The organism is Chitinophaga horti, from assembly GCF_022867795.2.
GTDB lineage: Bacteria > Bacteroidota > Bacteroidia > Chitinophagales > Chitinophagaceae > Chitinophaga > Chitinophaga horti.
The window spans coordinates 543443-565804 of the sequence record NZ_CP107006.1 but is presented as its reverse complement, the minus strand read 5'-3'; the positions used below and the strand labels follow the sequence as shown (position 1 = coordinate 565804).

Sequence of the window (22362 nt, the reverse complement as noted above, 5' to 3'; positions counted from 1 at the left end):
ATAAGTGGCATACTACCAATGAAAAAAACATTTGATCTATACCAGGCACATTACATACAACATACAACACGACAGTTGTCCGGCGAACAAGATACCTGTCTTTCACCAATAACGTAAATGGTTCAACGAATATATGTTTCTGCTATTTCTTCCTGCCGGTCGTAACCCAATGGTACCCTTTATCCTCATTATAGGATAATACCATACTGCTTGCCCTGTTCTGGATGTGGATGTCACCAAAAACTTTCCGGTTGCGCCATGCAAAATATACTGCTCCGAGTGTAGGCGAATCGTCCTGGCTGTAGTCGAGATGGATCTCTCTCGGACTACCTACCTTAAAACCCCTGAACCGCCCGCTGAAGTATTCGGTGCGATCAAGTATTTCGTTGCCCTGCTTATCAAATTTATAGTAAAACTCCCCACCGTACATCGCAATGTCTGCTGATTGTACAGAAGGCATTAGCCAGATGCTGATCGTACTGTCGGCATTACTTTTCAGGAACTTATTAAACCGTACCTGCGACGGCCCTAATATCTTCGCTGCTTCTGCATACGCTTTATCAATCACGCGGGAATAGCTGATCAGCAATGCAGAATCCTGCTCACACACCTGGTCTATAAAAGTGGTATCAATGATCTTATAATGGCTCACCACATCGTACTGGCTACCATTAAACTTGCCGAATACGGCATGCCACAGGCGATCGACTCCCTGGTAGCAAAACCAGTGACGACCAATACGTTGCCTTTGATCGTAAGGCATCGTCATCGCAATATCAGATATAAATGTAGCTACGCTGTCGTAAGTACATAACCAGGATGCCACGCCCAGCTTCTCCTGTATCGGAAGCGGCGCTTCGGCTTTAATGTGCGGTCCCTGGGCATGCAATAACTGCACTACCAGCAATGCGGCGATGGTGAAGGCGGTTTTCATAGGTGTTGCTCTTCGGCCGGATAAAAGGATAAATAGTATCGGTAATAAGGATAATCTGAAACAGGCATAAATATATAAATAATAGTTAATCTAACCTGCACTTATCTGGGATTTCCACAGCTTTTTTATGCACATGAGGCACCGCATCGGGGATACACATCCACAACTTTTGCCGGTAAAGGTTAGAATATGAAGGGGTTACATCATTGGCACAATCTTTTCAACCCTACTCCTGAAAAAATCGGACACCATGAAAACTCTGAAATTGAAGACGCTCCCCGGCATGGCATTGATCATTGGTTCTTTTGTGATGGTAAATGCATGTAACTCCGGCACCACAACAAACAACTCGGACAGCGCAAACACCGAGATTCCTGATTCTGCCGTTACTAAAAGTGACGCGATAGATATGAATAAGGACAAATTTGCGACTGACTCCCTGGAAGATGATTCTAAAAGGGTAGTTAAGGCGTACGCCTCCGGCCTGTATGAAGTAAAAGCTTCTGAAGGTGCGAAAGCTAAAGCCACCGATGCAGACGTTAAAAAAGCAGCTGCTATGATGGTAACTGCACACACTAAGCTGAACAAACAGCTGCGTGACCTGGCTGCTAAGAAATCGTTCACACTGCCTGAAAGCGTTGATCAGGGCCAGCAGAACGACATCGACAAGGTAGCAGAGAAATCTGGACTGGATTTTGACAAAGCGTATGTAGATGATCTGATCGATAAACACGAGAAAACTATCGACATGTTCGAGAAATCATCAGAAAAAGCCGAAGATCCTGATGTAAAGAAAGCATTTACAGATGCATTGCCAGAACTGCGCAAACACCTGGAACATGCTAAAACGCTGAAAGAAAAGCTGGACGCGAAAAAATAATTAATCAACGCTAGTGCAGAACACTGTTTCTTTCAAGGGTGGCTGTAACAAGCCTGAGATTAAACCTTTAACACCTGATCCGGGTAATGCCGGCGAAGGAAAAGAAACAGCAAAGGGGTTGCTTTTAAGAAAGCAGCCCCTTTTTTATTTTAGTAATTGTTACTCACCTTAAATAGTTCCGACGGGCGGCTTCGATGGCTATCGTTGAAAACTCCAGGTACTATACTAAAAACAAATGCCGGTCAACTTACTGACCGGCATTTGTTAAAACTTGATGGTGAAGTGTTGCTTCACTTTAAAATCTTTTCGGAAGAAGACGAGCCCGATGAAAAACAGGTCGATCGTTAGCGTTACACGCTCATCGTCCTGGATGGTTTTCCAGGCTTCTTCCATGCCGGGCGTCCAGTGAATATCGTCGAAAATGAATACGGCATGTTCGGAGGCTTTTGCGGCACACTGGCGGAAGTAATCGAGTGTTGGCTCCTTGCGGTGGTTACCGTCAATGTACACGAAATCGGGTGTTACCTGTGCAAGCACCTGCGGTAATACGTCGTCAAAGTTGCCTGTAAACTGGCGCACATTCGTTAACCCCAGCGATGCGAAGTTTGCCTTCGCCTTCGCGGTGATGTTAGGGCAGCCTTCGATGGTGTAGATCGTTGATTCCGGGCGGCCTTTGGCCATGTAGGCAGTGCTCATTCCCATAGAGGTGCCCAATTCCAGCACGTAGGCCGGTTTAAAGTACTGTACCAGCCTGTAAAACAACTGACCGAACTTCGGCGGTTTAGCCGCATGGCGGGTGATGTCGCTGATCTTACGCTCGGTGCCTGCCCCCGTGAGGGAGCCGGCACCCAGGTCGGTTACGTTTACGATATCCTTACTTTGCAGCAGTTGTTCCCGCAGTGTTTCCATGGGTGCGTACTCGGGACGGGCAGCCTTCTTATTCAAAACCTCTTCTATCAGCGAAAACACGAAAGGGGAATGCACGTCGTGCCGGTTGCCGGCGCTCAGGTAGTACCGGAGGTATTTCTTCGCAAGATCAATCTGGTGCTGTATACTCACTATCTCTTTTTTACTTGTAAATCTTCGCCTTGATCAGTCCCCACTTATGCAAACGGTGCTGCAGCGATACACGTAATACGCCTAAACCGTAAATCGCACTGCGTTTAAAGTTGATGCTCGATGCCTCGTCGAAATACTTCGTAGGGCAGGTTACTTCGGCGATCTCATAACCTTTCATGAAGATCTGCGATACCATTTCATTATCGAACACAAAGTCGTCATTTGCAGCCATATAGTCTACGTTACGCAACACTTCCGCAGAAAACGCCCGGTAGCCCGTGTGGTACTCGCTTAATTTCTGACCAAGCAGCATGTTCTGCGTCGCGGTCAATACCCTGTTGGCAATGTACTTATACATGGGCATGCCGCCTTTCAGGGCACCTTTACCCAGGATGCGGGAGCCAAAAACTACCGGGTACAAATCATTGGCAATAATGCTGGTCATCGCGATGATCAGCTTCGGCGTATATTGATAATCAGGATGTAACATGATCACGATATCGCCTCCCAGCTCCAGCGCTTTGTTGTAGCAGGACTTCTGGTTGCCACCGTAACCTTTGTTTTTGTCGTGGCGGATGATGTGTTTAATACCGAGCTGACGGCCAACTTCTACGGTGTTATCCTTACTTGCATCATCTACCAGTACTACTTCGTCAACAATATCAAACGGAATTTCTTTCCAGGTTTTCTCTAGGGTAAGGGCGGCGTTGTAGGCAGGTAGTACTACGACTACCTTTTTGTTATTTAACATGCAGGATTTTTCATTTTAGGCAACAAAAATAAGAAAAGGCTTCAAAGGAAGAAGTAATTTATCCCTCAGCTCCAAAATCTTACATATTATTAGCTGACTGCTGCCCGGACATCCGCACGGTTCGCCGCCCGTCACATTAATGATTTGCAGAGAAACGCTTATGCAGTAGTATTAATTCTTATCTTTGTGGCTTGAAGTTTTTGGCATCATATTTTCTTAACTTTTGAAACTTTAAAAGGCCTGATTTCATGCTTTTCCATAAACCAGCGGAAACATTGATGTTGAATACCTTAGTAACTACATCAGGGTCGCACGAAAAACCAAGTCTGAACAAAATACAACACATGAAATTATCTCGATTCGTATTACCGGTACTACTGCTGTTCTTCACTTCCATGGCGGCAATGGCACAAGATCCCACCACTACTACGCCCCCGGTGAGATCAAACCGCCGGTTATGAAGGCGCAGGATACTACCATCAAGAAAATCCTTGAAGAATTACAGAAGGTGGCCGACAGCGATAAGCAGAACTCCAATACGATACAGGTATTAATGCAGAGCCGCGAAATCGATAACCAGACGAAATACACCCTCATCAAGGATAATATTATCAATGCAAGCGAAACTTACTACCTGCTTAACAAAAAGATAATTGACCTGAAATCGCGTACCACGACCAATAACCTGGACGTGTTCATTACTTCCCTCAACAACCCGGAGAGTAAAGAACTGGGCTTTTCGCTCAGCGACCGCATCGTGGAACTGGTAGAAAAGATCATCCTGAAGGGTAAGGCCGATAAAAATGACCGTAACGGTGGCATTATCGAGTCTACCAAGTCGATCATCAACAGCCCGATCTTCAAAAGCTTTACCTCGCTTACGCCTCCCCTGGCCATCGCTAACTCAGTGATGACGTTTTTACACAGCGTGGCGCAAAGCAACAAAGCGATCAATAAAAAGTCGCTGCAGGACTTCGGAAAGGAACTGAATAAATATGTTATCTATTACACAGCCCTGAACGACGCGAACCAGAAGTTCGAGTTCGGACTGAACTTCAATAAAGACCAGCTGAACCTGTTGCAGGACAACCTCTACGATCACCTCCTGTTCACCGTTACGGCCCTGAAAATGACGCCGCCTAACCGTGGCAATAAAACCATTGCCGAAACGCTGAACGAGTTTTTCATCGACTTCAAAAAGGAAAAGGTGATCGACTACTTTACCAAACTGGAAGAGAAGTACACCAGCAGGGGTAAGCTGAACTACGAAAAACTACTGCAGGAAAATGCCAGCCTGAAAGAGGCGAACAACCAATTGGAAGACCTGGTACTGCAAACCAAACGCTTCGAGAACCTGTACAATGAGTACTTCAGTATGCTCGACAGTTACCATACGAAGGTGAATAACTCACTCAAACTGGCGCAGGATAACGGCCTGGCAGAGAAGGGCATCATCGAAACAAAGCAGAATGAGTTCCGCGGCCTCAAAAATGAAGCTGTGAACGAGATACAGGCCTCTATCAACATCCGCGAACTGTACACGAACGTGGAAAAGATCAAATACCGCTACCGCGTATTATAATCGCCTGGTAAATAATTGTTTAACGCCTGCTGTACACACAGCAGGCGTTTTTCTTTATAGGCGGTGGCAAAGTAATAGATTTCATCAATACCTTTGTAAGACCATGACTACCGTACAATTAGAATACATCGTCGCCGTAGATACCTATCGCAGCTTTGTGACTGCCGCTGAGAAATGCTTCGTTACCCAACCCACGTTAAGCATGCAGATACAAAAGCTGGAAGATGAACTGGGCATCAAACTGTTCGACCGCAGTAAGCTGCCGGTGGTACCCACCGAGATCGGCACCGCCGTTATCACCCAGGCGCGCACCATCATTAAAGAGAACGCCCGCATCCGGGAAATTATATCCGACCAGAAAAAAGAAATTCAAGGCATCCTGAAGGTAGGCATCATCCCTACCCTGGCGCCTTACCTGCTGCCCCGCGTACTCACGGCTTTCATGAAGAAATACCCGAAGGTAAAGCTGGAAATATGGGAATACCCTACAGAACAGATCATTCAGCTGTTGCGGCAGGAGCAGCTGGACTGCGGCCTGCTCGCCACGCCGCTTCACAACCAGCACCTGGAAGAACATCCGCTGTTCTATGAAAACTTCGTGGTGTTCACAGCCAAGAACAACAAACTGTCCGAAAAGAAGGTGGTAAGCGCCGAAGAGCTGGACATCCGAGAGGTTTGGCTGCTGAATGAAGGCCATTGCATGCGCAACCAGGTACTCAACATCTGCCGCGATAAGTTTACGATGGGCGAGTTCCGCAACCTGGAATACAACACCGGTAGTGTGGAAACGTTGAAGAAGATGGTGGAACTGAATGAAGGTTATACCATCCTGCCCGAATTATCTTTACAGGAATTAAGCTCCCGGCAAATGAATATGGTACGCTTTTTTAAGGCGCCGGAGCCCGTGAGGGAAATCAGCCTGGTAACGCACCGCTACTTTATAAAACAGGCGGTAATCGAGGCCTTTAAGAAAGAAATACTCGACAGCGTGCCAGATAAGATGAAGGTGAAGAAAACGAAGAAGGTGGTAGATATTATCGCAGAGAAATAACCCACAAAATAAAAAGAGGCTGTTCATCCAATGAGACAGCCTCTTTTCTTATGATTAAACCTAAAATACGCTTAGTTTGCTGCGGAGGTAGCTGGTTTCAGCTTAGGAAAAGAAATGCCGATCAGGTCGTTCATTACGTTCACGGCTTCGTCCAGGTACACGTCTTTGGTACGCAGGCGCAACCAGTCCTTGTTGCGTGCCAGCTTGGCGGAGTCTCCCGACAGGCGGTCAAGGTCCTGTTTGAGGCTGGTGATGTTCAGGTCTTTTACCTTATCATTCGCCGTATCGTACTTTTTCAGTGCGGCGGCATTCGCCTTTTGTTCTGATTTGTAGGTCTGGAGGTTGAGAGAGTAATCCTTCTGCTGGTCCAGCTTCTTCAACGTACCCACATTTTCTTTGATCATTTTGAACGCTTCGTTGTTCGCTACGCGTGCCTCACTTTTCTTCTTCAGCGCGTTCACGTCCACAGGGTAGCCCCAGGTAGCGTAGTTCGCTTTAGGCACCTCGTCCCACTTCAGCGCGTCTTTATCTTTACGTTCGCCTACTTCGTAGTAAGGATCTGGCAGCTGGATGTCAGCTTCCACACCTTTCAGCTGGGTAGAACCACCGTTAATGCGATAGAACTTCTGTACGGTCAGCTTCAGGCCACCCAGGCTGCCCAGGGCGTCTGTTTTAACGAAACCGTCCAGTTCCAGCAGCCTTTGCACGGTACCTTTACCGAAGCTGGTGCTGCCGATGATCACCGCACGTTTGTAATCCTGCATAGCCGCAGCCATGATTTCGGAAGCGGAAGCACTGTATTCGTTTACCATGATCGCGAGCGGGCCGTCGTACTGCACACTCTTATCGCGATCGCTCTGCACCTGTACGCGGCCGCCACGGGAGCGAACCTGTACCATCGGGCCGTCCGGAACGAACAGGCCGGCCATCTCTACCACATCTGGCAATGAACCCCCCGGGTTAAAGCGCAGGTCGAGGATAATGCCTTCTACATTCTCGGCTTTCAGTTTCTTGATTTCTTTGGCCACGTCTTTCGCGCAGGATGCGCCGTCGCGGTCATTGAAGTCAGCATAGAAATCCGGGAGGTAGATGTAGCCGATTTTATGTTCGCCGTTGATGATGGCAGACTTTGCAAATGTTTCGTCGAGGATGATCTCGTCGCGGATGATCGCTACTTCTTTCACCGTACCGTCGGTGCTTTTCACGGTCATTCTCACTTCGGTACCCTGCGCACCACGGATCAGTTTCACCGCGTCTTCTACGGCGTAACCGGTAATATCCACCGGCTCTTTATCGCCCTGGGCTACCTTCATGATCACGTCGCCCGCTTTCAGTTTACCTTGCTTCCAGCTGGGACTACCGGTTACGATGCTCGTAATCTTGATCCTGCCGTCTTCTTCCAGCAGCTGTGCGCCGATGCCGTAGAACTTGCCGGCCATCATCTCCTGGAAATATCTTTTATCCGCCGGCGGCATGTAGTCGGTATGCGGGTCCATCGTAGTGGTAATCGCATTTACATACATAGCGAAACGGTCGTCGTCGTTCTCTTTTTTGCTTTGCAGACGCTCGAAGTAGCGGTCGTAGATCTTTTTCACCTTGGCGCGTGCCTCGATTTCCATCGCAGCATCTGTTTTCGGTTTAAAGTCCGGCTTACCTTTTTCTTTCTCCTGTATTTCCTGCAGGTCTACCAACTTCTCGAGTGTGCGATATTTCAACACTTTGCGCCATGCTTCTTTACGGGCGGCTTCATCTTTCGGGAAGTCCAGCACCTCGGGGTCCAGCACTACCTTTTCGTTTTTAGCGAAGTCGAAAGGCTGTTCAAGCAATGCAGGATAAATCGCTGCTGCTTCTGCTACTCTTTTCTTGATCACCTCTGTAGTAGCGGCAAACAGTTCGAGCGGCGCGCCGTTCATCAGTTCGTCGTCCACATGTGTTTCCAATGTTCTCAGTTTCACCACATCACTCTGTAACAGGAATTTCTTCTCCGGGTCCAGGCTCTTCAGGTATTTATTGAAAACTTCTTTAGAAAAAGCATCGTTTATGTCTTTCGGTTGGTAGTGACCCTCCTTCAGTATCTGCCCTACCAGCGACATCACTGCTTCATAGCGGCCCGGGGGGTCTCCGGCACCGTACCTGTTAAAGGCAAATACCCCGGCAGACACTGTAATCAGCAACACCGGTATGATCACTTTCAGTTTCATTCTCATATTCATCCTAATTGAACGTTCTCAAATATAGGCCAATTCAAAGCGTCGCTCGTACGACGCATGGCGTTTTAACAAAATATTACGCTGTATTGCTAACAATTTAACGAATTTATCCAAGATTCGGGTACAACACAGCGGCGTAGACAAGATGCAAAAACGCGGCCGGATTTTTAGCTTAAACATGGTGGCTCGTCCTCATAAAAGTAAAAAATGCCCTTATACCCTGTGCAAAAAGTTGACAACCGGCAAACCCACGGCTTAAATTTTGATTAATCATGGATGCCTGCACGTTGTGGCAAGTCCTGGTAAACTATCTTTGCAGCAGCCCTTTCAAGTAAAAACTAAGAGATTGGAGACGATTAAACGAGACCCGTACGCATCGTTAAGAGTGCCTGAATTCAAGTACTTCCTGGTGATCCGCTTTGCCGTGATCTTTGCCCTCTCGATGCAATTCGCTGTGATAGAATGGAAAGTGTATGAACTCACCAACGACCCGCTTTCGCTGGGATTCATCGGTCTGGCCGAAATCATTCCTTCCTTTAGCCTGGCACTGTTTGCCGGTAATATTGTCGACAAACGGGAGAAGCGCGGCATCCTGCTCAAATGCCTGGCCGCCTACTTCGTTATCAGTACCTCGTTGTTCCTGCTCACCTGGGACCGTGCCGTGGCAGGGATCGATAAACAGCATGTAGTATTACTCGTATACCTGATGGTTTTCTGCGGCGGCATTGTACGCGCGTTCGTGGCACCGGCCACCTTCACCATGTTATCGCTGGTGGTACCGCGCGAAGCGCTTACCAATGGCATTACCTGGAGCACCTCCGCCTGGCAGGTGGGCGGTATTATGGGGCCTGCACTCGGCGGACTGTGCATCTTCTGGATGGGCGTGCATTGGACCATGTTGCTCGTCGTCGGCATCCTCCTGCTCCCCTTCCTGTCGCTCCTGCAAATCAAACCCAAACCCGTACACTACAAGGAAACCGGCGAATCGGTAGCACAACGGCTCAGCGCCGGATTAAAGTTCGTGTGGAAGACCAAAGTCGTACTCAACGCCATGACGCTCGACATGTTCGCCGTGCTGTTCGGAGGCTCCGTGGCCATTCTTACCATTTATGCGAAAGATATTTTACACGTAGGCCCGCAAGGGTACGGACTGATGCGCGCCGCGCCGGCTGTAGGTGCCTGTCTTACGATGTTGATCCTCGCCTACCGGCCACTGGTTAACAAACCCGGTATTAAACTGCTGGCAGCCGTGTTTGGGTTTGGTATTGCGATGATCGTATTCGGCGTATCCACCTGGTTCCCGCTTTCGCTCCTGGCGCTGTTTATGAGCGGCATGCTCGATGGCATCAGCGTAAACATCCGCCAAACCATTTTACAGATGAAAACACCCGACGACATGCGCGGCCGCGTATCCTCCGTAAGCTCGATGTTTATCGGCAGCAGTAACGAGTTAGGCGCCTTCGAAAGTGGCCTCGCAGCGAAGTTGCTGGGTACGGTAAGGTCGGTGGTATTTGGCGGATGCGTGACGTTAGGCGTAGTGATTACCACGTACATCATATCGCCCGCCATGCGAAACCTCGATTTACATCCTGATAAGAAAGATTAACCGACTTTGGCGCGAAGCCGCTCCAGTACGTAGAATACAGCCGGACAAATCGTGCTGTTCAGATAAGTCGTGGTCGGACGTTTGAAGAACTCATCACTGTCCGTATAGGGGTAATTGCGGCAGTCGCCGGGGCGCATGTCGTAGATGTTACAGGTATTATCGGCGGCCAGGAACGGGCAGGGACTGCTTCTCACCACATAATCCCCGTCGGAGTCGAGGCGGAGGTACGTTTCGATGAACACCGACTCTTTGAGGCCGAGGTATTTGGCAATGCGTTTAATATCCGGCGTTTTGAAGCGCGGACTAATGGTTTTACAGCACCCGGCACACTGCAGACAGTCGATCTTTTCGAACGCCTCCTCATGCAGATCGGGCAGCAGTCGCTCCGCCCCCTTTCCCTTTTTCAATTGCATTTTTTGCAGGAACTGCTTGTTAGCCTTCTGCTGCTCCTTCGCACGCAGCTCCCACTTGTCCAATATGCCCGACATTAACCAGATTTTGTGCAAAGGTAAATAAATTATGGCACCAGCTTTTGCCTCTCTGTTCAGCCCCCGTTGTGTCACTCACTTCAGCGGTATTTCCCCTTCCCGGCGTAGCGATTTCCCTTTCCGACATGGGATCGCCATATCATCATGGGATTCTCCCTACCCGTCATGGGATTCTCAATATCCGTCATGGCGAGCGAAGCGCGGCCACCCTCGTATGCAGTCTTCGTACAAGTAGTTAATGGCTGCCGACCTATCGCCGCGAAGATTAACGCGGAGGTTCGCTTCATTGCAGTCGCGATGACGGAGGAAGCGATGCTATCCACTTCGTGGATTCGCCTCATCGGCACAAATGTAAAGGTCACTCCCTTCAGCGGTATTTCCCCTTCCCGGCGTAGCGATTTCCGTTTGCGACATGGGATCGCCATATCATCATCGGATGCTCCCTACCCTTCATGGGATTCTCAATATCCGTCATGGCGAGCGAAGCGCGGCCACCCTCGTGTGCGGTCTTCGCAATGGTAGTTCAGGCTGCCAGCCTTACTGCCACCGAGACTAAAGCGGAGGTTCGCTTCATTGCATTCGCGATGACGGGAAAATGGTCGGAGACTAATGCGGAGGTTCGCTTAAACGGCATTCGCGATGACGGGAAAATGGTCGGAGACTAATGCGGAGGTTCGCTTAAACGGCATTCGCGATGACGGGAACGGGTAAGCGGAGGCGCGTAACCTGATAGTATTTTAACCCAAAATCCGACCATTTCCCTTTCCTACCCCTTTCGTTGCCCTTTCGTTGCCCTTTAAATATTATGGTTGACCTGGGTTTTGATTAACATATGAGCGGGAGAATGTAGAGATGGGGTACAAGGGAGTGACACAACGGGGGCTGGGGAGAGCGGTGACGGTAAGGGCCCAATAACACTTCTATGACAAAAGTCACTCGCCGAACAATCGGTTTATCACCACTGTTTCCACATGGCGGGGCGCCTTTTGGCTGTTGGGTAAAAAGGTTATAGCTTTGCGCATTCTTTTCTAATAATACCTGCTTGTATAATGAATTTATTGGATATTCAACAAAATGAATTTGTTCACCGTCACATCGGTCCGAACGAAGCAGAAACCCGTAAAATGCTCCATACGATTGGGGAAGCGGGCATTGAGGAGCTGGTGAGCAAAACAGTACCGGCGTCTATTCGTATGCAAGGTGCGCTGGACATTCCGCATGCGATGAGTGAGCACGATTACCTGAGCCACCTAAAAGAAGTATCCCTCAAAAACAAGGTATTTAAAAACTATATCGGTCAGGGTTATTACGACACCATTACGCCCAGCGTAATTCTGCGTAATGTGTTCGAAAACCCGGGATGGTACACGCAGTACACGCCCTACCAGGCCGAAATTTCCCAGGGCCGCCTCGAAAGCCTGTTGAACTACCAGACCATGGTAAGCGACCTGACGGCCCTGCCGATCACCAACGCTTCCCTGCTGGACGAAGCTACGGCTGCGGCTGAAGCGATGGCCATGTTCTTCAGCGCATTAAACCGCGATCATGACCACCTCGTACGTCCGAAATTCTTTGTAGATGCGAACGTGCTGCCACAAACGCTCGACGTAGTGGTAACCCGCGCTACGCCGCTGAACATCGAAGTAGTGGTAGGCGACTTCGCTACTGCCGGCATCGACGAAACTTACTTCGGCGCACTGTTGCAATATCCTGACACTAAAGGTAACGTACACGACTACCGCACCTTTATCGATAACGTACACGCGGCAGGCGCTTACGTAGCCATGGCTACCGACTTGCTGGCGCTTACACTGCTCACGCCTCCGGGCGAACTGGGTGCCGATGCTGCTATCGGTTCCGCTCAGCGTTTCGGCGTTCCGTTGGGCTTTGGCGGACCGCACGCTGCGTTCTTTGCTACCAAAGATGAATTTAAACGTGCCATTCCCGGCCGTATCATTGGTGTAAGCATCGACGCTAACGGTGGCCGCGCACTGCGCATGGCGCTGCAAACACGCGAGCAGCACATCAAACGTGAAAAAGCAACTTCCAATATCTGTACAGCACAAGCGTTGCTGGCGAACATGGCCGCTATGTACGCTGTGTTCCACGGTCCTAAAGGCCTGGCGCACATCGCTACCCGTGTAAACCTGCTCACCGCCGCACTGGCATCCAAACTGAAAGCTGCCGGCGTTAAAGTGCTGAACGATACTTTCTTCGATACCATCAGCCTGGAAATAGCCGACGTTGCCGCCCTGCGCAGCAAAGCAGAAGCAGCCGGCATCAACTTCCGTTATGAAGGCAACATTGTAGGCATTTCACTGGACGAAACCACCAGCCTGAAAGACCTGAACAATGTACTGGCATTGTTTAACGGTGGCCACATTGGTGTTTCGGATACGAAGAACGAAGCGGTGATTCCTGCTGATCTTATCCGTACTTCCGCTTACCTGCTGCACCCGGTGTTTAATACTCACCACAGCGAGTCGCAGATGATGCGTTACATCAAGTTCCTTGAGAATAAAGATCTTTCCCTCAATACTTCCATGATCAGCCTCGGCTCCTGCACCATGAAACTGAATGCAGCGACCGAAATGATTCCCCTGAGCTGGGCACACTGGAGCAAAATGCACCCGTTTGCGCCTATCGCACAGGCAGCTGGTTACATGCAGATCGTAGATGAACTGAGCCAATACCTTTCTGTCATTACCGGCTTCGACGCCTGCAGCCTGCAACCTAACAGTGGTGCACAGGGCGAGTATGCGGGTCTGCTGGTGATCAAACAATACCACGAAAGCCGCGGCGAAGGTCACCGTAACGTGATGCTGATCCCGATCTCCGCACACGGTACCAACCCTGCGAGCGCGGTGATGGCCGGCTTTAAAGTGGTGATCGTAAAAGCACACGACAACGGTTACATCGACGTAGCTGACCTTAAAGCGAAGGCTGAACAGCATGCCGCCAACCTGGCCGGTATCATGATCACTTACCCGAGCACTTACGGCGTTTACGAAGAGAGTGTAAAAGACATCTGCAACATCATTCACCAGCATGGTGGACAAGTATATATGGATGGTGCGAACATGAACGCACAGGTAGGCTTAACGGCTCCCGGCCTCATTGGCGCCGACGTTTGTCACCTCAACCTGCACAAGACCTTCGCAATTCCTCACGGTGGCGGCGGTCCTGGCATGGGCCCTATCTGTGTAGCGAAACACCTGGCACCGTTCCTGCCTTCGCACGTGCACCTGCAGGATGGTAAAGCCGGTAACGCAGTATCCGCAGCGCCGTTCGGCAGTGCGAGCATCCTGCTTATCTCCTACGCATATATTCGTATGCTCGGTAACGTTGGTGTGCGCAAAGCCACTGAATACGCGATCCTGAATGCAAACTATATGAAAGCGAGGTTGCAGAACGACTTCGACATCCTGTACACCGGCGTTAACGGTACCTGCGCACACGAATTCATCGTGGACCTGCGTCCGTTCAAAGCTACGGCAGGCATCGAGGCAGAAGATGTAGCAAAACGTTTGATGGACTATGGCTTCCACGCTCCTACCATGAGCTTCCCGGTGGCCGGCACCATCATGATCGAGCCTACTGAGTCTGAAGATAAAGACGAGCTGGACCGCTTCTGCGACGCATTACTGTCTATCCGCGAAGAGATTCGTGCGGTTGAAGAAGGTCGTGCAGACAAAGCCAACAACGTGCTGAAAAACGCGCCTCACACCCAGTTCGTAATTACTGCTGACGAGTGGGACAAGCCGTACAGCCGCCAACAGGCAGCGTTCCCGCTGGAGTATGTAAAAGTGAATAAATTCTGGCCATCTGTAAGCCGTGTGAATAACACCCATGGCGACAGGAACCTGATATGTACTTGCGAGCCTGTGAGTGCGTATGCGGAGGCGTAATTAAAATAGTTATAATAAAAGAGGGGCTGACCGTGTGGTCAGCCCCTTTTTTATTTGACGAAAGTAACGCGAAATGCGTGTCAGGGATTCATTAAATTTCGATAACTTTAGTTTCTAGCCACATAACATTCCCAATGGACGTTCAAAATATAAGATACCAGGTTGCTCTTTTCGGTAGCTACGAGGATATTACGCCTAGTCTTGATAACATTCAATACTTTTTAGATGCATTTAAGGACAAAGGTTTATTGCCGAGTTACTATAGTGAAATCAGACATGGAGAAAATCAGTTTGGTCAAAATGCAAACAGATTTCAACTGATTTCAACCGACAGAGGCGTACAGATAATTTTTGGGGTGGAACGGATAGACATCTATCAAACGAATGTCAATGTTGGGACGATGGAGATGCCGGACAAGTCTACTTTTATTAAGGAAACGATTGAAATGATTGCCAGGATAAACTCAAAGTTTAATAAAACCCATAAGCGGATAGGATTTGTGACGCAAACAGCCATCACTTCTATCGACCTTAGATCTTTTACAGATAAGGCATTAAATACGCTTCCTTTTTTAAAGCAAAAACCACCCGTCGAATGCGTTCATAAAATTGTAGTCAGGGATACCATCAATATACCCGCTACTGAACGACTCAATATTTCTGTAGAGTCGCTTTGGCAGAAAGCTATGATGAGGAAGAATAATCAGGATGTTATGGTTGACGGGCTGCTAACAATAGTTGATATCAATACGCACCAGGATAATCACGGATACCGATTCAGTCAGGAAAACATCGTAAGCTTCCTAGAACAGGTGCTTACCACGGAAGAAAAAATCGTTTCGGAACATATACAAACATTATCAGAATAATGAACTTCTATCATTATACAAACTTGAATTTGCAGCCAACAATTACGCATGCTGAGCGATTAACGCAGCTGAATGACGCTTTTCCTTCAAGTTTTTCTTACAACTGGTCGGCACCTAATGAAACGGGCTCACCGGGTACTTATTCCTTACCTGTCGCAAACGAGCCTAATGACTACGCCACCAACTATATCCCGGACTTAAATTATTTAAACAATAAACAAATCCAATTCCTGGACGAGCATGTAACGCCCATGTTCGTATCTCTTAAAGTATGAAGATGTAGAATATGGGCGGCGAACAGAATGCTCAAAGATATTCCAGCAACACTATTCAAAAAATGCTGCTGCTACTTCCATCTGGTTTAGTAATTTATACACCCGATATTTTGCGAGTGATGAAAAAATATTTCTCGGAATATTACGGGTGCTTGAGAGCCTGGATGAAGAGATAATTGGATCAATCGGACAAATCATGGCTCTTTCCGCACTAACTCACAAAAACCTTGAGGCAAAGGAGCTCGGCGTGAGGATACTTGAAAACTGGGGATCAGAAACTAGTTTGGACATTCTGCGTAAGACGTCCGTGGAATGCGAGTGGCTTCAAAACTATATAAATCAAGTCATTAAAGACATTGAAGAAGAACTTCTATGCCGTTCGTAGTAAGGAGAATTAATCGCGCAAAATGGGATCAGCTAAAAGATGCGAATGGAGATGTATCAGCTGATGCGATCACCATTTGCCTTAAGACCACCAACAATGACCTTTCCGTGTGGCGGATAGATAGTCTTTCGGATCTTGAAAAAGCTATACTTGCCTTGGTTACGGGAGCCTGCGCGGTAAAACTAAGTACTATTTATATAGTTGTAATCAACGAAGACGACATCAAAAACAAAGGGTTACAGTTAACCCCGACTGATGGAGATACAACCATTACCTCACTGGTAAAACTTCATCAGGACATTTCTTCATTAACGTATAACAAACTTGGCGCAGTGAAAGATCTGATATTGCATTGCTTTAGTTCACCTACAACCTTTCAGACCTATACCAGGAAACAACTCAAAGACCTGATAAAAGATGCGATTACTAATAACTCAATTTCGATAAGTGAACTTAACCCCGAACTGGTTGCTTCGGAGAAGCTTTAACCACCAATCCTCCCCTACTACGTTTTCGCCCATATCCTAAGCGCAACAATGCCTTGCGAACAGACAAGTCATCTTACTATTGATTCCCCGCGTAAATAATACCAGCAACAACAATCAGCGCCAGCAACACCGCCAACACTACCTTCCCTGCAGATACCGGCTTCTTACCATGAATACGGCCTGTTTGTCCGTTTACCAGGAAGTGGTATTTTTTGTTTTTATAGAAGTAAGAGCATAGCCAGATCGGCAGCAATACATGTTTATAGGTTTGTGCGGAATACTGCGTGTTCACATTCAGATCGCGGTACGTATCGATGCGGCATTGTTCGGCACAGGCGTCGTGGATCGCATCGCGCATGATGGCTTCCGCCTGCGTGTAGCCTTCCCCGACAGCCACATCGTACACATCGGCCTGCCAGCCGGAAAGGTAACGGGCATCGAAGTTGATGAGCGCTTTAAGGTCGTAGGGAAAGATGCTGTAACACTCCTGTTGCGTGAGTTCATTGGTGCCGCCGATCAGCACATCGTCGAAGAAGCGGTCGTATGTGCCGCTGCGATAGATCCACTCGGTACGACGGACCTGGCGGCTCTGGCGTTTGCCCTGTGCATCGTTGAAATATTCGGTTTCCCAGTAGTAACGGCCGCCGTAGCCCGTCCAGTGACTATTGGTTTGCGCGTCGTACGTCCAGAACGGGAGATACATGCCGTGCAGCGCATCCTGCCTGGCAAATTGCGCCAGGTCATTGGGTGCCCAGAAGCCTTTGCCCAACCAGGTTTTAAAGATGGAAACGGATTGTTGTTTGTCGACCACGAACGGGATGATCCCCGAAGGCTGAATGATGCGCGTTTTATACGCCACCGGGTTCACTACCTCGAAGTTGCAGAAGGCGCAAATGAAGGTAGGCGTTTCGGACGTGAAGATCGTTTCGGCCGAGCAGCGGTTGCATTTATATACCTGCTGCTCGATGGTGGTGGCAGGATCGGTATTCTCTACCATCTGGCGATGCAGGTTGTTTTCCCGTATCTGGTCTGTGCCCCGCTCGATGGCTACCCGTGTTCCACAATGTTCGCACTCCAGCTGCTGCCCACCCGGATCGAAATGTAACTGCGCGTTACAACCCGGGCAGGGAAACAACAGCAATGGATCTTTTTTCTCTAAAGATGGCTGTTCCATGATATTTAACAGGGATAAGCGTGTTACAGCCGTCCCAGGATGTCGGCCTTTTTCTGGTTAAATTCTTCTTCTGTGAGTAACCCGGAGGCTTTCAGTTCGCCCAGTTTCTTCAGCAGTTCTACCAGCTGCTCTTTCGTTTCGCCGGCAGGTCCCGCATTCGGTTGTGCGGGTTGCTGTTGCTGCTGTTGTAACATGTTCGTGAGGATCACCCCTGCGCCTAAGCCGGCAGTGTTGGCAGCACCCGGATTATCTGCCATCTTCTCGATCGCGATACCGCCCTGCATCTGGTTAAAACGCTGCAGGTCGTCGCCGAGCATGTTGAGTTGCGTCGTTTTGTCCAGCATCTTCTCCACCTCTTCCGGCAACGTAACGTTCTCGATATAGAACTGTCCCAGCTCCACTCCCCATTGTGCAAACTCTGTCTGAAACACTGGCTTCAGCTTCTCACCGATCTCTGTAAAGTTCGCGGCCAGGTCTAACACGGAAATACCCGCTTCTGCCAGTCCCTCCGCCAGGCGGCTGATGATCGTATTCCGCAGCTGCTCGCTCACCGTATCGATGCGCACCCATGGATGCGTACCTGCGAACTGGCTGATAAACTTTTTAGGATCGACCACGCGCATGGTATAGGTACCAAACGAACGAAGGCGCACCTGTTTAAACACCGGGTCGCGCACGATCACAGGGTTCGATGTACCCCATTTCAGGTTAGTAAAAAACTTTGTGCTCACGAAGAACACATCTACCTTAAAAGGCGAATCGAACAGGTACTTCCAGCTTTTAAGCGTAGTGGTGATGGGCATGTTGCTCGTGCGCAGTTCATGCCTGCCCGGTATATACACGTCCCCAAATTCCCCCTCGTTCATCAACACGGCCACCTGGCTTTCCCGCACGGTGAGCTGCGCGCCATTCATGATCTTATTGCCCTTGTCAGGGAATTTATAAATCACCGTATCGTTCGTATCATCGACCCAGTCGATGACTTCTATAAATTCATTCTTGATAAAATCAAAGATGCCCATGGTGCGGAGGTTTTAGATTTTAATGGTAAACAAACGCGTGAAAATATACGAATAAGTTGTGTGTTGATGAGATGTTTTTTACCCGTATAGTATCGGCTTCATATCGCTTCGACACGTCAGGCGGGCCATTCAAACTAATTATGTTAAAAATAAACACGTGAAACGCAATGCCGCTTCCTAAAGCGCGTTATTAGCATAATTCGTAATCCGATCATCCCTTAAAAACTCCTTCCAACTAAATAAATAGGATTATTACGAAAAGTTCGTAATATTGTAACACAAACCAGTCTAAACACATGCCGCGTTTTTTCCTCCTTGTTATCCTGTCCCTCTTCCTGCATCTGCAGGGGTATACGCAATCCAAAGTTAGCTGGACCGGAAAGGTCGTCGATTCTACCACGAAGGAAATACTTGAACTGGCCACGGTGGCGGTCAATGATGCGAAAGACAGTACTCTTTTCACCTATACCCTCACCGATCACAAGGGCGTGTTTAAGCTGGAGTCGTTACCCAAGGGGCAGACGTTCGTATTCCTGGTATCGTACACAGGTTATAAACAGTACCGGAAGGTGATGAAGACAGGTGATGCGTCGGCAGACCTGGGCACTATCATTCTTGCCCCCTCTTCCCGTGCATTGGGCGAAGTGGTGGTAGAGGGCGAAAAGCCCCCAATCACGATCAAGAACGACACGCTGGAGTTCAATGCATCTTCCTTCCGAACCAAACCGAATGCGGTGGTGGAAGACCTGCTTAAGAAGCTGCCGGGTGTGGAAGTGGAGGCTGATGGCTCCATCAAGGTAAATGGCAAAAAGGTATCGCGGGTGTTGGTGGATGGTAAAGAGTTTTTTGGTAACGACCCGAAGATCGCTACGAAGAATCTTCCCAAAGAGATTGTAGATAAGATACAGGTGGTAGATACGAAATCCAAAGTACAACAGCTTACCGGGCAAAAAACGGATGGGGAAGATAAAACGATCAATATCACCTTAAAGGAAGATAAAAAGAAAGGATTGTTCGGCCGCATCACAGCCGGCGCAGGCACGCAGCACCGGTACGATGTAAATACGCTGCTCAACCGGTTTTCACCGAAGCAGCAGTTAAGCTTCCTGGCCTCCAGCAATAACCTGAATAATACGGGGTTTTCCATTGAAGATCTGATGGGCCTGCAGGGCGGTAAACGCTCTGGCGGCAGTTCTGTAAGTATAAATACGAGCACGTCCGGTTCGGCTTCCGTTAACGTGAATGGGTTGAATGTAGGCGGTGTTGGTGGAGACGGCGTACGTAATATCGCAATGGCCGGTGTGAACTACAACGACGAGTGGAGCAAAAGCCTTCAGGTGGGCGGCAGCTACTTTTATAATTATGCGGATACGCGTACCGAAAGCTCCTCACGCCGCCAGTTTACCAATACCGAAAATGCAAATACGCTTGATGAAACGCGCAGCCGCCGCTCGTATGCGAACAATGACCGGCTCAACATGACCTTTACGTACTCGATCGACTCGTTTACCACGCTCATCCTGACGCCCAACCTGGACCGCACCTACGGCTCGGGCCTGTCGCTGAGCAGGAGCTCCACGCATAAGTCCGACGGCTCACTCGCCAACTCATCGGACATGCAAAACCGCTCGATCAACGATGTACTTAACTTCAACAACAATATCAGCCTGGTAAAAATACTAAACCGCAAAGGGCGTAACCTGTCGGTGGAACTGGGGCAAACGTACAGCAATAACAACAATGACCAGTACCTCGAATCGGAGAACTTTTTCCGTTACCCGGACCGTGATTCCACGGGCATCAGCAACCAGCATACGCGCAGCACAGGTAACAATCAGGGCTACACGGCCAACGTCACCTATACCGAACCACTGAGCGAGACCTGGAAGATGATCGTCGCCTACCGTTTCAGTTACGGCCTTAACCGGTCGGACCGGCAAACGTATAACCTGGATGAGAATACGGGCAAGTTCGACAACCTGGACTCTGCCTTCAGCGATAAGTTCCGTAACATCAACATCCAGCAACGGCCTCAGTTATCGTTCGACTACAGTGGTGAAAAGTTTAATGCTACGATTGGTGGAGGGATGCAGTATAATACATTAAAGAATTACTCGTACACCCGTAACGATTCTATTACACAGCGCCAGCAAACATTTACGCCTACTACCAGATTCAGTTACCGGTTTTCTCCGAGGCTCATGATCAACTTCGGCTATAACTTTTACAGCAGGCAGCCTACCATCAACGAGTTGCAACCTGTGCGCGATAATACGAACCGTTTGTTTGTGAACCTCGGTAACCCGGACCTTAAGACTGCGTTCACGCATAACTTTTCTACCGGCATGACGGCTTTTTCGCCTGCCAAGGGATTCAATTATGGCCTTAACCTCGGCATCTCTCCCACCAGTAATGCGATCGTGATGCAAACCACGTACGATAGCGCTTTTGTGCAGTATGCGCGCCCGGTGAATGTGGGTGGTACGTACTCATCGAGCATGTGGGCTTACGCATCCAAATCTATCAGGAAGAAAGATTACTCCCTGCGCATCAACGGCTCGTTGAACGCGTCGGTAAATAAAAGTGTAAGCTTCAGCAGCCAGCCCGGTAAGCCTATCCTCCGTAACGAGACCACAACCATCAATCCTGGCGCTTCCCTGAACGTAAGTTATACTTATAAAGAAGTGCTCGACTTTAGCCCCGGCTATCGCATTAATTATCGTAAAACTGATTATTCCATCAGCAACCTGCAAAGCGGTGATGCGCTGGTGCATGGGGTTACGCTGTATTCCGCATTGTTCTGGCCTGCAAAGTTTGTATGGGAAAATGACCTGAACTATACGTACAATACCAACATGGCTCCCGGTTACCGTAAAGACGTGACTTTATGGAACATGTCTGTATCGCGCATGTTCCTGAAGAATGACCGGGGCACGCTGAAAGTAAGTGTATATGACCTGCTGAACCAGAACATCGCGGCACGCCGGAACATCACGCAGGACTACATTGAAGATTCCCAGGTCATGATCGTGCAGCAGTATTTTATGCTGTCGTTCACGTATAACATCAGCAGCTTTGGTGGCGTGGCGCCTGCGCGTAAAGCAGGCAAGGGCGGACGGAATATGCGGTTCTGATTAATACCGCTCTTCGATCACTTTCATATGATGCAGCGCATGCCCCGGTATCACAAACCCCAGCGCATTCACTGTAATGAAACTATTGTTCGCGGTACCACTGCGCGCCAATTCCGCCTCGTTCAGATGTTTGTAAAGATGCTCGGACGCCTTGCGCACATGTAAAAACTCGTCGATCATGTCGTTCCAGTGAAGATGATCTACCCGCGCATGGGCAGCATAATCGTTCTCTTCCCAGCCGGGCAACGGGGTTTCATCGGCACGTACAAACCGTAAAGCACGATAGGCGAAGATGCGCTCCGCATCGGTGATGTGTTGCAGCACCTGTTTAATCGTCCACTTGCCGGGCGCGTAAGCGTAATGTTGTTTGTCTACCGGTATGGATTGAAAGAATCGTACCACCTGCGAAGTATTGGTAACGATGGCCTCCAGGGCTTCGTGTTGGGGTACGAGGTGTACATAAGTGCCGTAAAAGGGGTTAAAGTCTGTTGGCAATGGTTTGGGCATGACTCAATTTTTTGCGAATTTACGCGTTTTACAAGAAGT

General features: G+C 48.9%; 16 protein-coding genes and 1 riboswitch. Of the genes, 8 read left to right on the top strand and 8 right to left on the bottom strand.

Annotated features, from left to right (window positions below):
- Window positions 1–142 precede the first annotated feature (142 nt).
- Window positions 143–934: a hypothetical protein gene (locus MKQ68_RS02520; RefSeq protein ID WP_264281938.1), complete on the bottom strand. Its 792-nt coding sequence runs from the start codon at window positions 932–934 to the stop codon at window positions 143–145.
- A 250-nt stretch (window positions 935–1184) separates the two neighbouring features.
- Here MKQ68_RS02520 and MKQ68_RS02515 point away from each other — a divergent pair, with 250 nt between their 5' ends.
- Entirely contained in the window at window positions 1185–1814 is a 630-nt protein-coding gene (locus MKQ68_RS02515) for a DUF4142 domain-containing protein (protein ID WP_264281937.1), read from the top strand.
- Window positions 1815–1838: 24 nt separating this feature from the next.
- A riboswitch (TPP riboswitch) is annotated at window positions 1839–1932 on the top strand.
- Between the two features lie 146 nt (window positions 1933–2078).
- Here the strand turns inward: MKQ68_RS02515 and MKQ68_RS02510 are convergent.
- On the bottom strand, window positions 2079–2873 hold the full coding sequence (locus MKQ68_RS02510; RefSeq protein WP_264281936.1) for an O-methyltransferase: 795 nt from the start codon (window positions 2871–2873) through the stop codon (window positions 2079–2081).
- Window positions 2874–2883: 10 nt separating this feature from the next.
- Window positions 2884–3624, bottom strand: a complete 741-nt coding sequence (locus tag MKQ68_RS02505) for a glycosyltransferase family 2 protein (protein ID WP_264281935.1) — start codon at window positions 3622–3624, stop codon at window positions 2884–2886.
- Between the two features lie 457 nt (window positions 3625–4081).
- On the opposite strand from MKQ68_RS02505, the gene MKQ68_RS02500 reads away from it, so the two are divergent.
- Together MKQ68_RS02500 and MKQ68_RS02495 are read left to right on the top strand one after the other, a co-directional pair.
- Window positions 4082–5206, top strand: a complete 1125-nt coding sequence (locus MKQ68_RS02500) for a hypothetical protein (protein WP_264281934.1) — start codon at window positions 4082–4084, stop codon at window positions 5204–5206.
- Window positions 5207–5309: 103 nt separating this feature from the next.
- Window positions 5310–6257, top strand: coding sequence for a hydrogen peroxide-inducible genes activator (locus tag MKQ68_RS02495; protein ID WP_264281933.1), 948 nt, complete (start codon window positions 5310–5312; stop codon window positions 6255–6257).
- Window positions 6258–6328: 71 nt separating this feature from the next.
- Here MKQ68_RS02495 and MKQ68_RS02490 read toward each other — a convergent pair whose 3' ends face one another.
- Window positions 6329–8464, bottom strand: a complete 2136-nt coding sequence (locus MKQ68_RS02490) for a carboxy terminal-processing peptidase (RefSeq protein ID WP_264281932.1) — start codon at window positions 8462–8464, stop codon at window positions 6329–6331.
- A 349-nt stretch (window positions 8465–8813) separates the two neighbouring features.
- Between MKQ68_RS02490 and MKQ68_RS02485 the strand changes: the two genes are divergently transcribed.
- Window positions 8814–10073 carry an MFS transporter gene (locus tag MKQ68_RS02485; RefSeq protein WP_244836945.1) on the top strand — a complete coding sequence of 420 codons (1260 nt, stop codon included), beginning with the start codon at window positions 8814–8816 and terminating at the stop codon, window positions 10071–10073.
- Here the strand turns inward: MKQ68_RS02485 and MKQ68_RS02480 are convergent.
- Window positions 10070–10561, bottom strand: coding sequence for a YkgJ family cysteine cluster protein (locus tag MKQ68_RS02480; RefSeq protein WP_264281931.1), 492 nt, complete (start codon window positions 10559–10561; stop codon window positions 10070–10072). The two genes, MKQ68_RS02485 and MKQ68_RS02480, sit on opposite strands and share 4 nt — an antisense overlap.
- Before the next feature lie 1049 nt (window positions 10562–11610).
- On the opposite strand from MKQ68_RS02480, the gene gcvP reads away from it, so the two are divergent.
- The 3 genes from gcvP to MKQ68_RS02465 all read left to right on the top strand — a co-directional run bounded on the left by gcvP (window position 11611) and on the right by MKQ68_RS02465 (window position 16486).
- A complete protein-coding gene (gene gcvP / locus MKQ68_RS02475; protein ID WP_244836947.1) occupies window positions 11611–14469 on the top strand; it encodes an aminomethyl-transferring glycine dehydrogenase in 2859 nt (952 codons plus the stop codon).
- A 134-nt stretch (window positions 14470–14603) separates the two neighbouring features.
- Complete coding sequence (locus MKQ68_RS02470; RefSeq protein ID WP_244836948.1) at window positions 14604–15338, top strand: hypothetical protein; 735 nt, start codon at window positions 14604–14606, stop codon at window positions 15336–15338.
- Between the two features lie 647 nt (window positions 15339–15985).
- Entirely contained in the window at window positions 15986–16486 is a 501-nt protein-coding gene (locus MKQ68_RS02465) for a hypothetical protein (RefSeq protein WP_244836950.1), read from the top strand.
- A 76-nt stretch (window positions 16487–16562) separates the two neighbouring features.
- Here the strand turns inward: MKQ68_RS02465 and MKQ68_RS02460 are convergent, their stop codons facing one another.
- Window positions 16563–17660: a hypothetical protein gene (locus MKQ68_RS02460; protein ID WP_264281930.1), complete on the bottom strand. Its 1098-nt coding sequence runs from the start codon at window positions 17658–17660 to the stop codon at window positions 16563–16565.
- Between the two features lie 23 nt (window positions 17661–17683).
- Window positions 17684–18682, bottom strand: coding sequence for an SPFH domain-containing protein (locus tag MKQ68_RS02455; protein ID WP_264281929.1), 999 nt, complete (start codon window positions 18680–18682; stop codon window positions 17684–17686).
- Between the two features lie 296 nt (window positions 18683–18978).
- On the opposite strand from MKQ68_RS02455, the gene MKQ68_RS02450 reads away from it, so the two are divergent.
- Window positions 18979–21816, top strand: a complete 2838-nt coding sequence (locus MKQ68_RS02450; protein WP_264281928.1) for a TonB-dependent receptor family protein — start codon at window positions 18979–18981, stop codon at window positions 21814–21816.
- Here MKQ68_RS02450 and MKQ68_RS02445 read toward each other — a convergent pair whose 3' ends face one another.
- Window positions 21817–22323, bottom strand: a complete 507-nt coding sequence (locus MKQ68_RS02445; protein ID WP_244836955.1) for a DinB family protein — start codon at window positions 22321–22323, stop codon at window positions 21817–21819. It abuts the gene before it with no gap.
- Window positions 22324–22362: the final 39 nt, after the last annotated feature.

Coding starts and splice junctions, on each gene's coding strand:
- MKQ68_RS02520 (WP_264281938.1), bottom strand. CDS start 934: ATGAAAACCGCCTTCACCATCGCCGCATTGCTGGTAGTGCAGTTATTG.
- MKQ68_RS02515 (WP_264281937.1), top strand. CDS start 1,185: ATGAAAACTCTGAAATTGAAGACGCTCCCCGGCATGGCATTGATCATT.
- MKQ68_RS02505 (WP_264281935.1), bottom strand. CDS start 3,624: ATGTTAAATAACAAAAAGGTAGTCGTAGTACTACCTGCCTACAACGCC.
- MKQ68_RS02500 (WP_264281934.1), top strand. CDS start 4,082: ATGAAGGCGCAGGATACTACCATCAAGAAAATCCTTGAAGAATTACAG.
- MKQ68_RS02495 (WP_264281933.1), top strand. CDS start 5,310: ATGACTACCGTACAATTAGAATACATCGTCGCCGTAGATACCTATCGC.
- MKQ68_RS02490 (WP_264281932.1), bottom strand. CDS start 8,464: ATGAGAATGAAACTGAAAGTGATCATACCGGTGTTGCTGATTACAGTG.
- MKQ68_RS02480 (WP_264281931.1), bottom strand. CDS start 10,561: ATGTCGGGCATATTGGACAAGTGGGAGCTGCGTGCGAAGGAGCAGCAG.
- gcvP (WP_244836947.1), top strand. CDS start 11,611: ATGAATTTATTGGATATTCAACAAAATGAATTTGTTCACCGTCACATC.
- MKQ68_RS02470 (WP_244836948.1), top strand. CDS start 14,604: ATGGACGTTCAAAATATAAGATACCAGGTTGCTCTTTTCGGTAGCTAC.
- MKQ68_RS02465 (WP_244836950.1), top strand. CDS start 15,986: ATGCCGTTCGTAGTAAGGAGAATTAATCGCGCAAAATGGGATCAGCTA.
- MKQ68_RS02460 (WP_264281930.1), bottom strand. CDS start 17,660: ATGGAACAGCCATCTTTAGAGAAAAAAGATCCATTGCTGTTGTTTCCC.
- MKQ68_RS02455 (WP_264281929.1), bottom strand. CDS start 18,682: ATGGGCATCTTTGATTTTATCAAGAATGAATTTATAGAAGTCATCGAC.
- MKQ68_RS02450 (WP_264281928.1), top strand. CDS start 18,979: ATGCCGCGTTTTTTCCTCCTTGTTATCCTGTCCCTCTTCCTGCATCTG.
- MKQ68_RS02445 (WP_244836955.1), bottom strand. CDS start 22,323: ATGCCCAAACCATTGCCAACAGACTTTAACCCCTTTTACGGCACTTAT.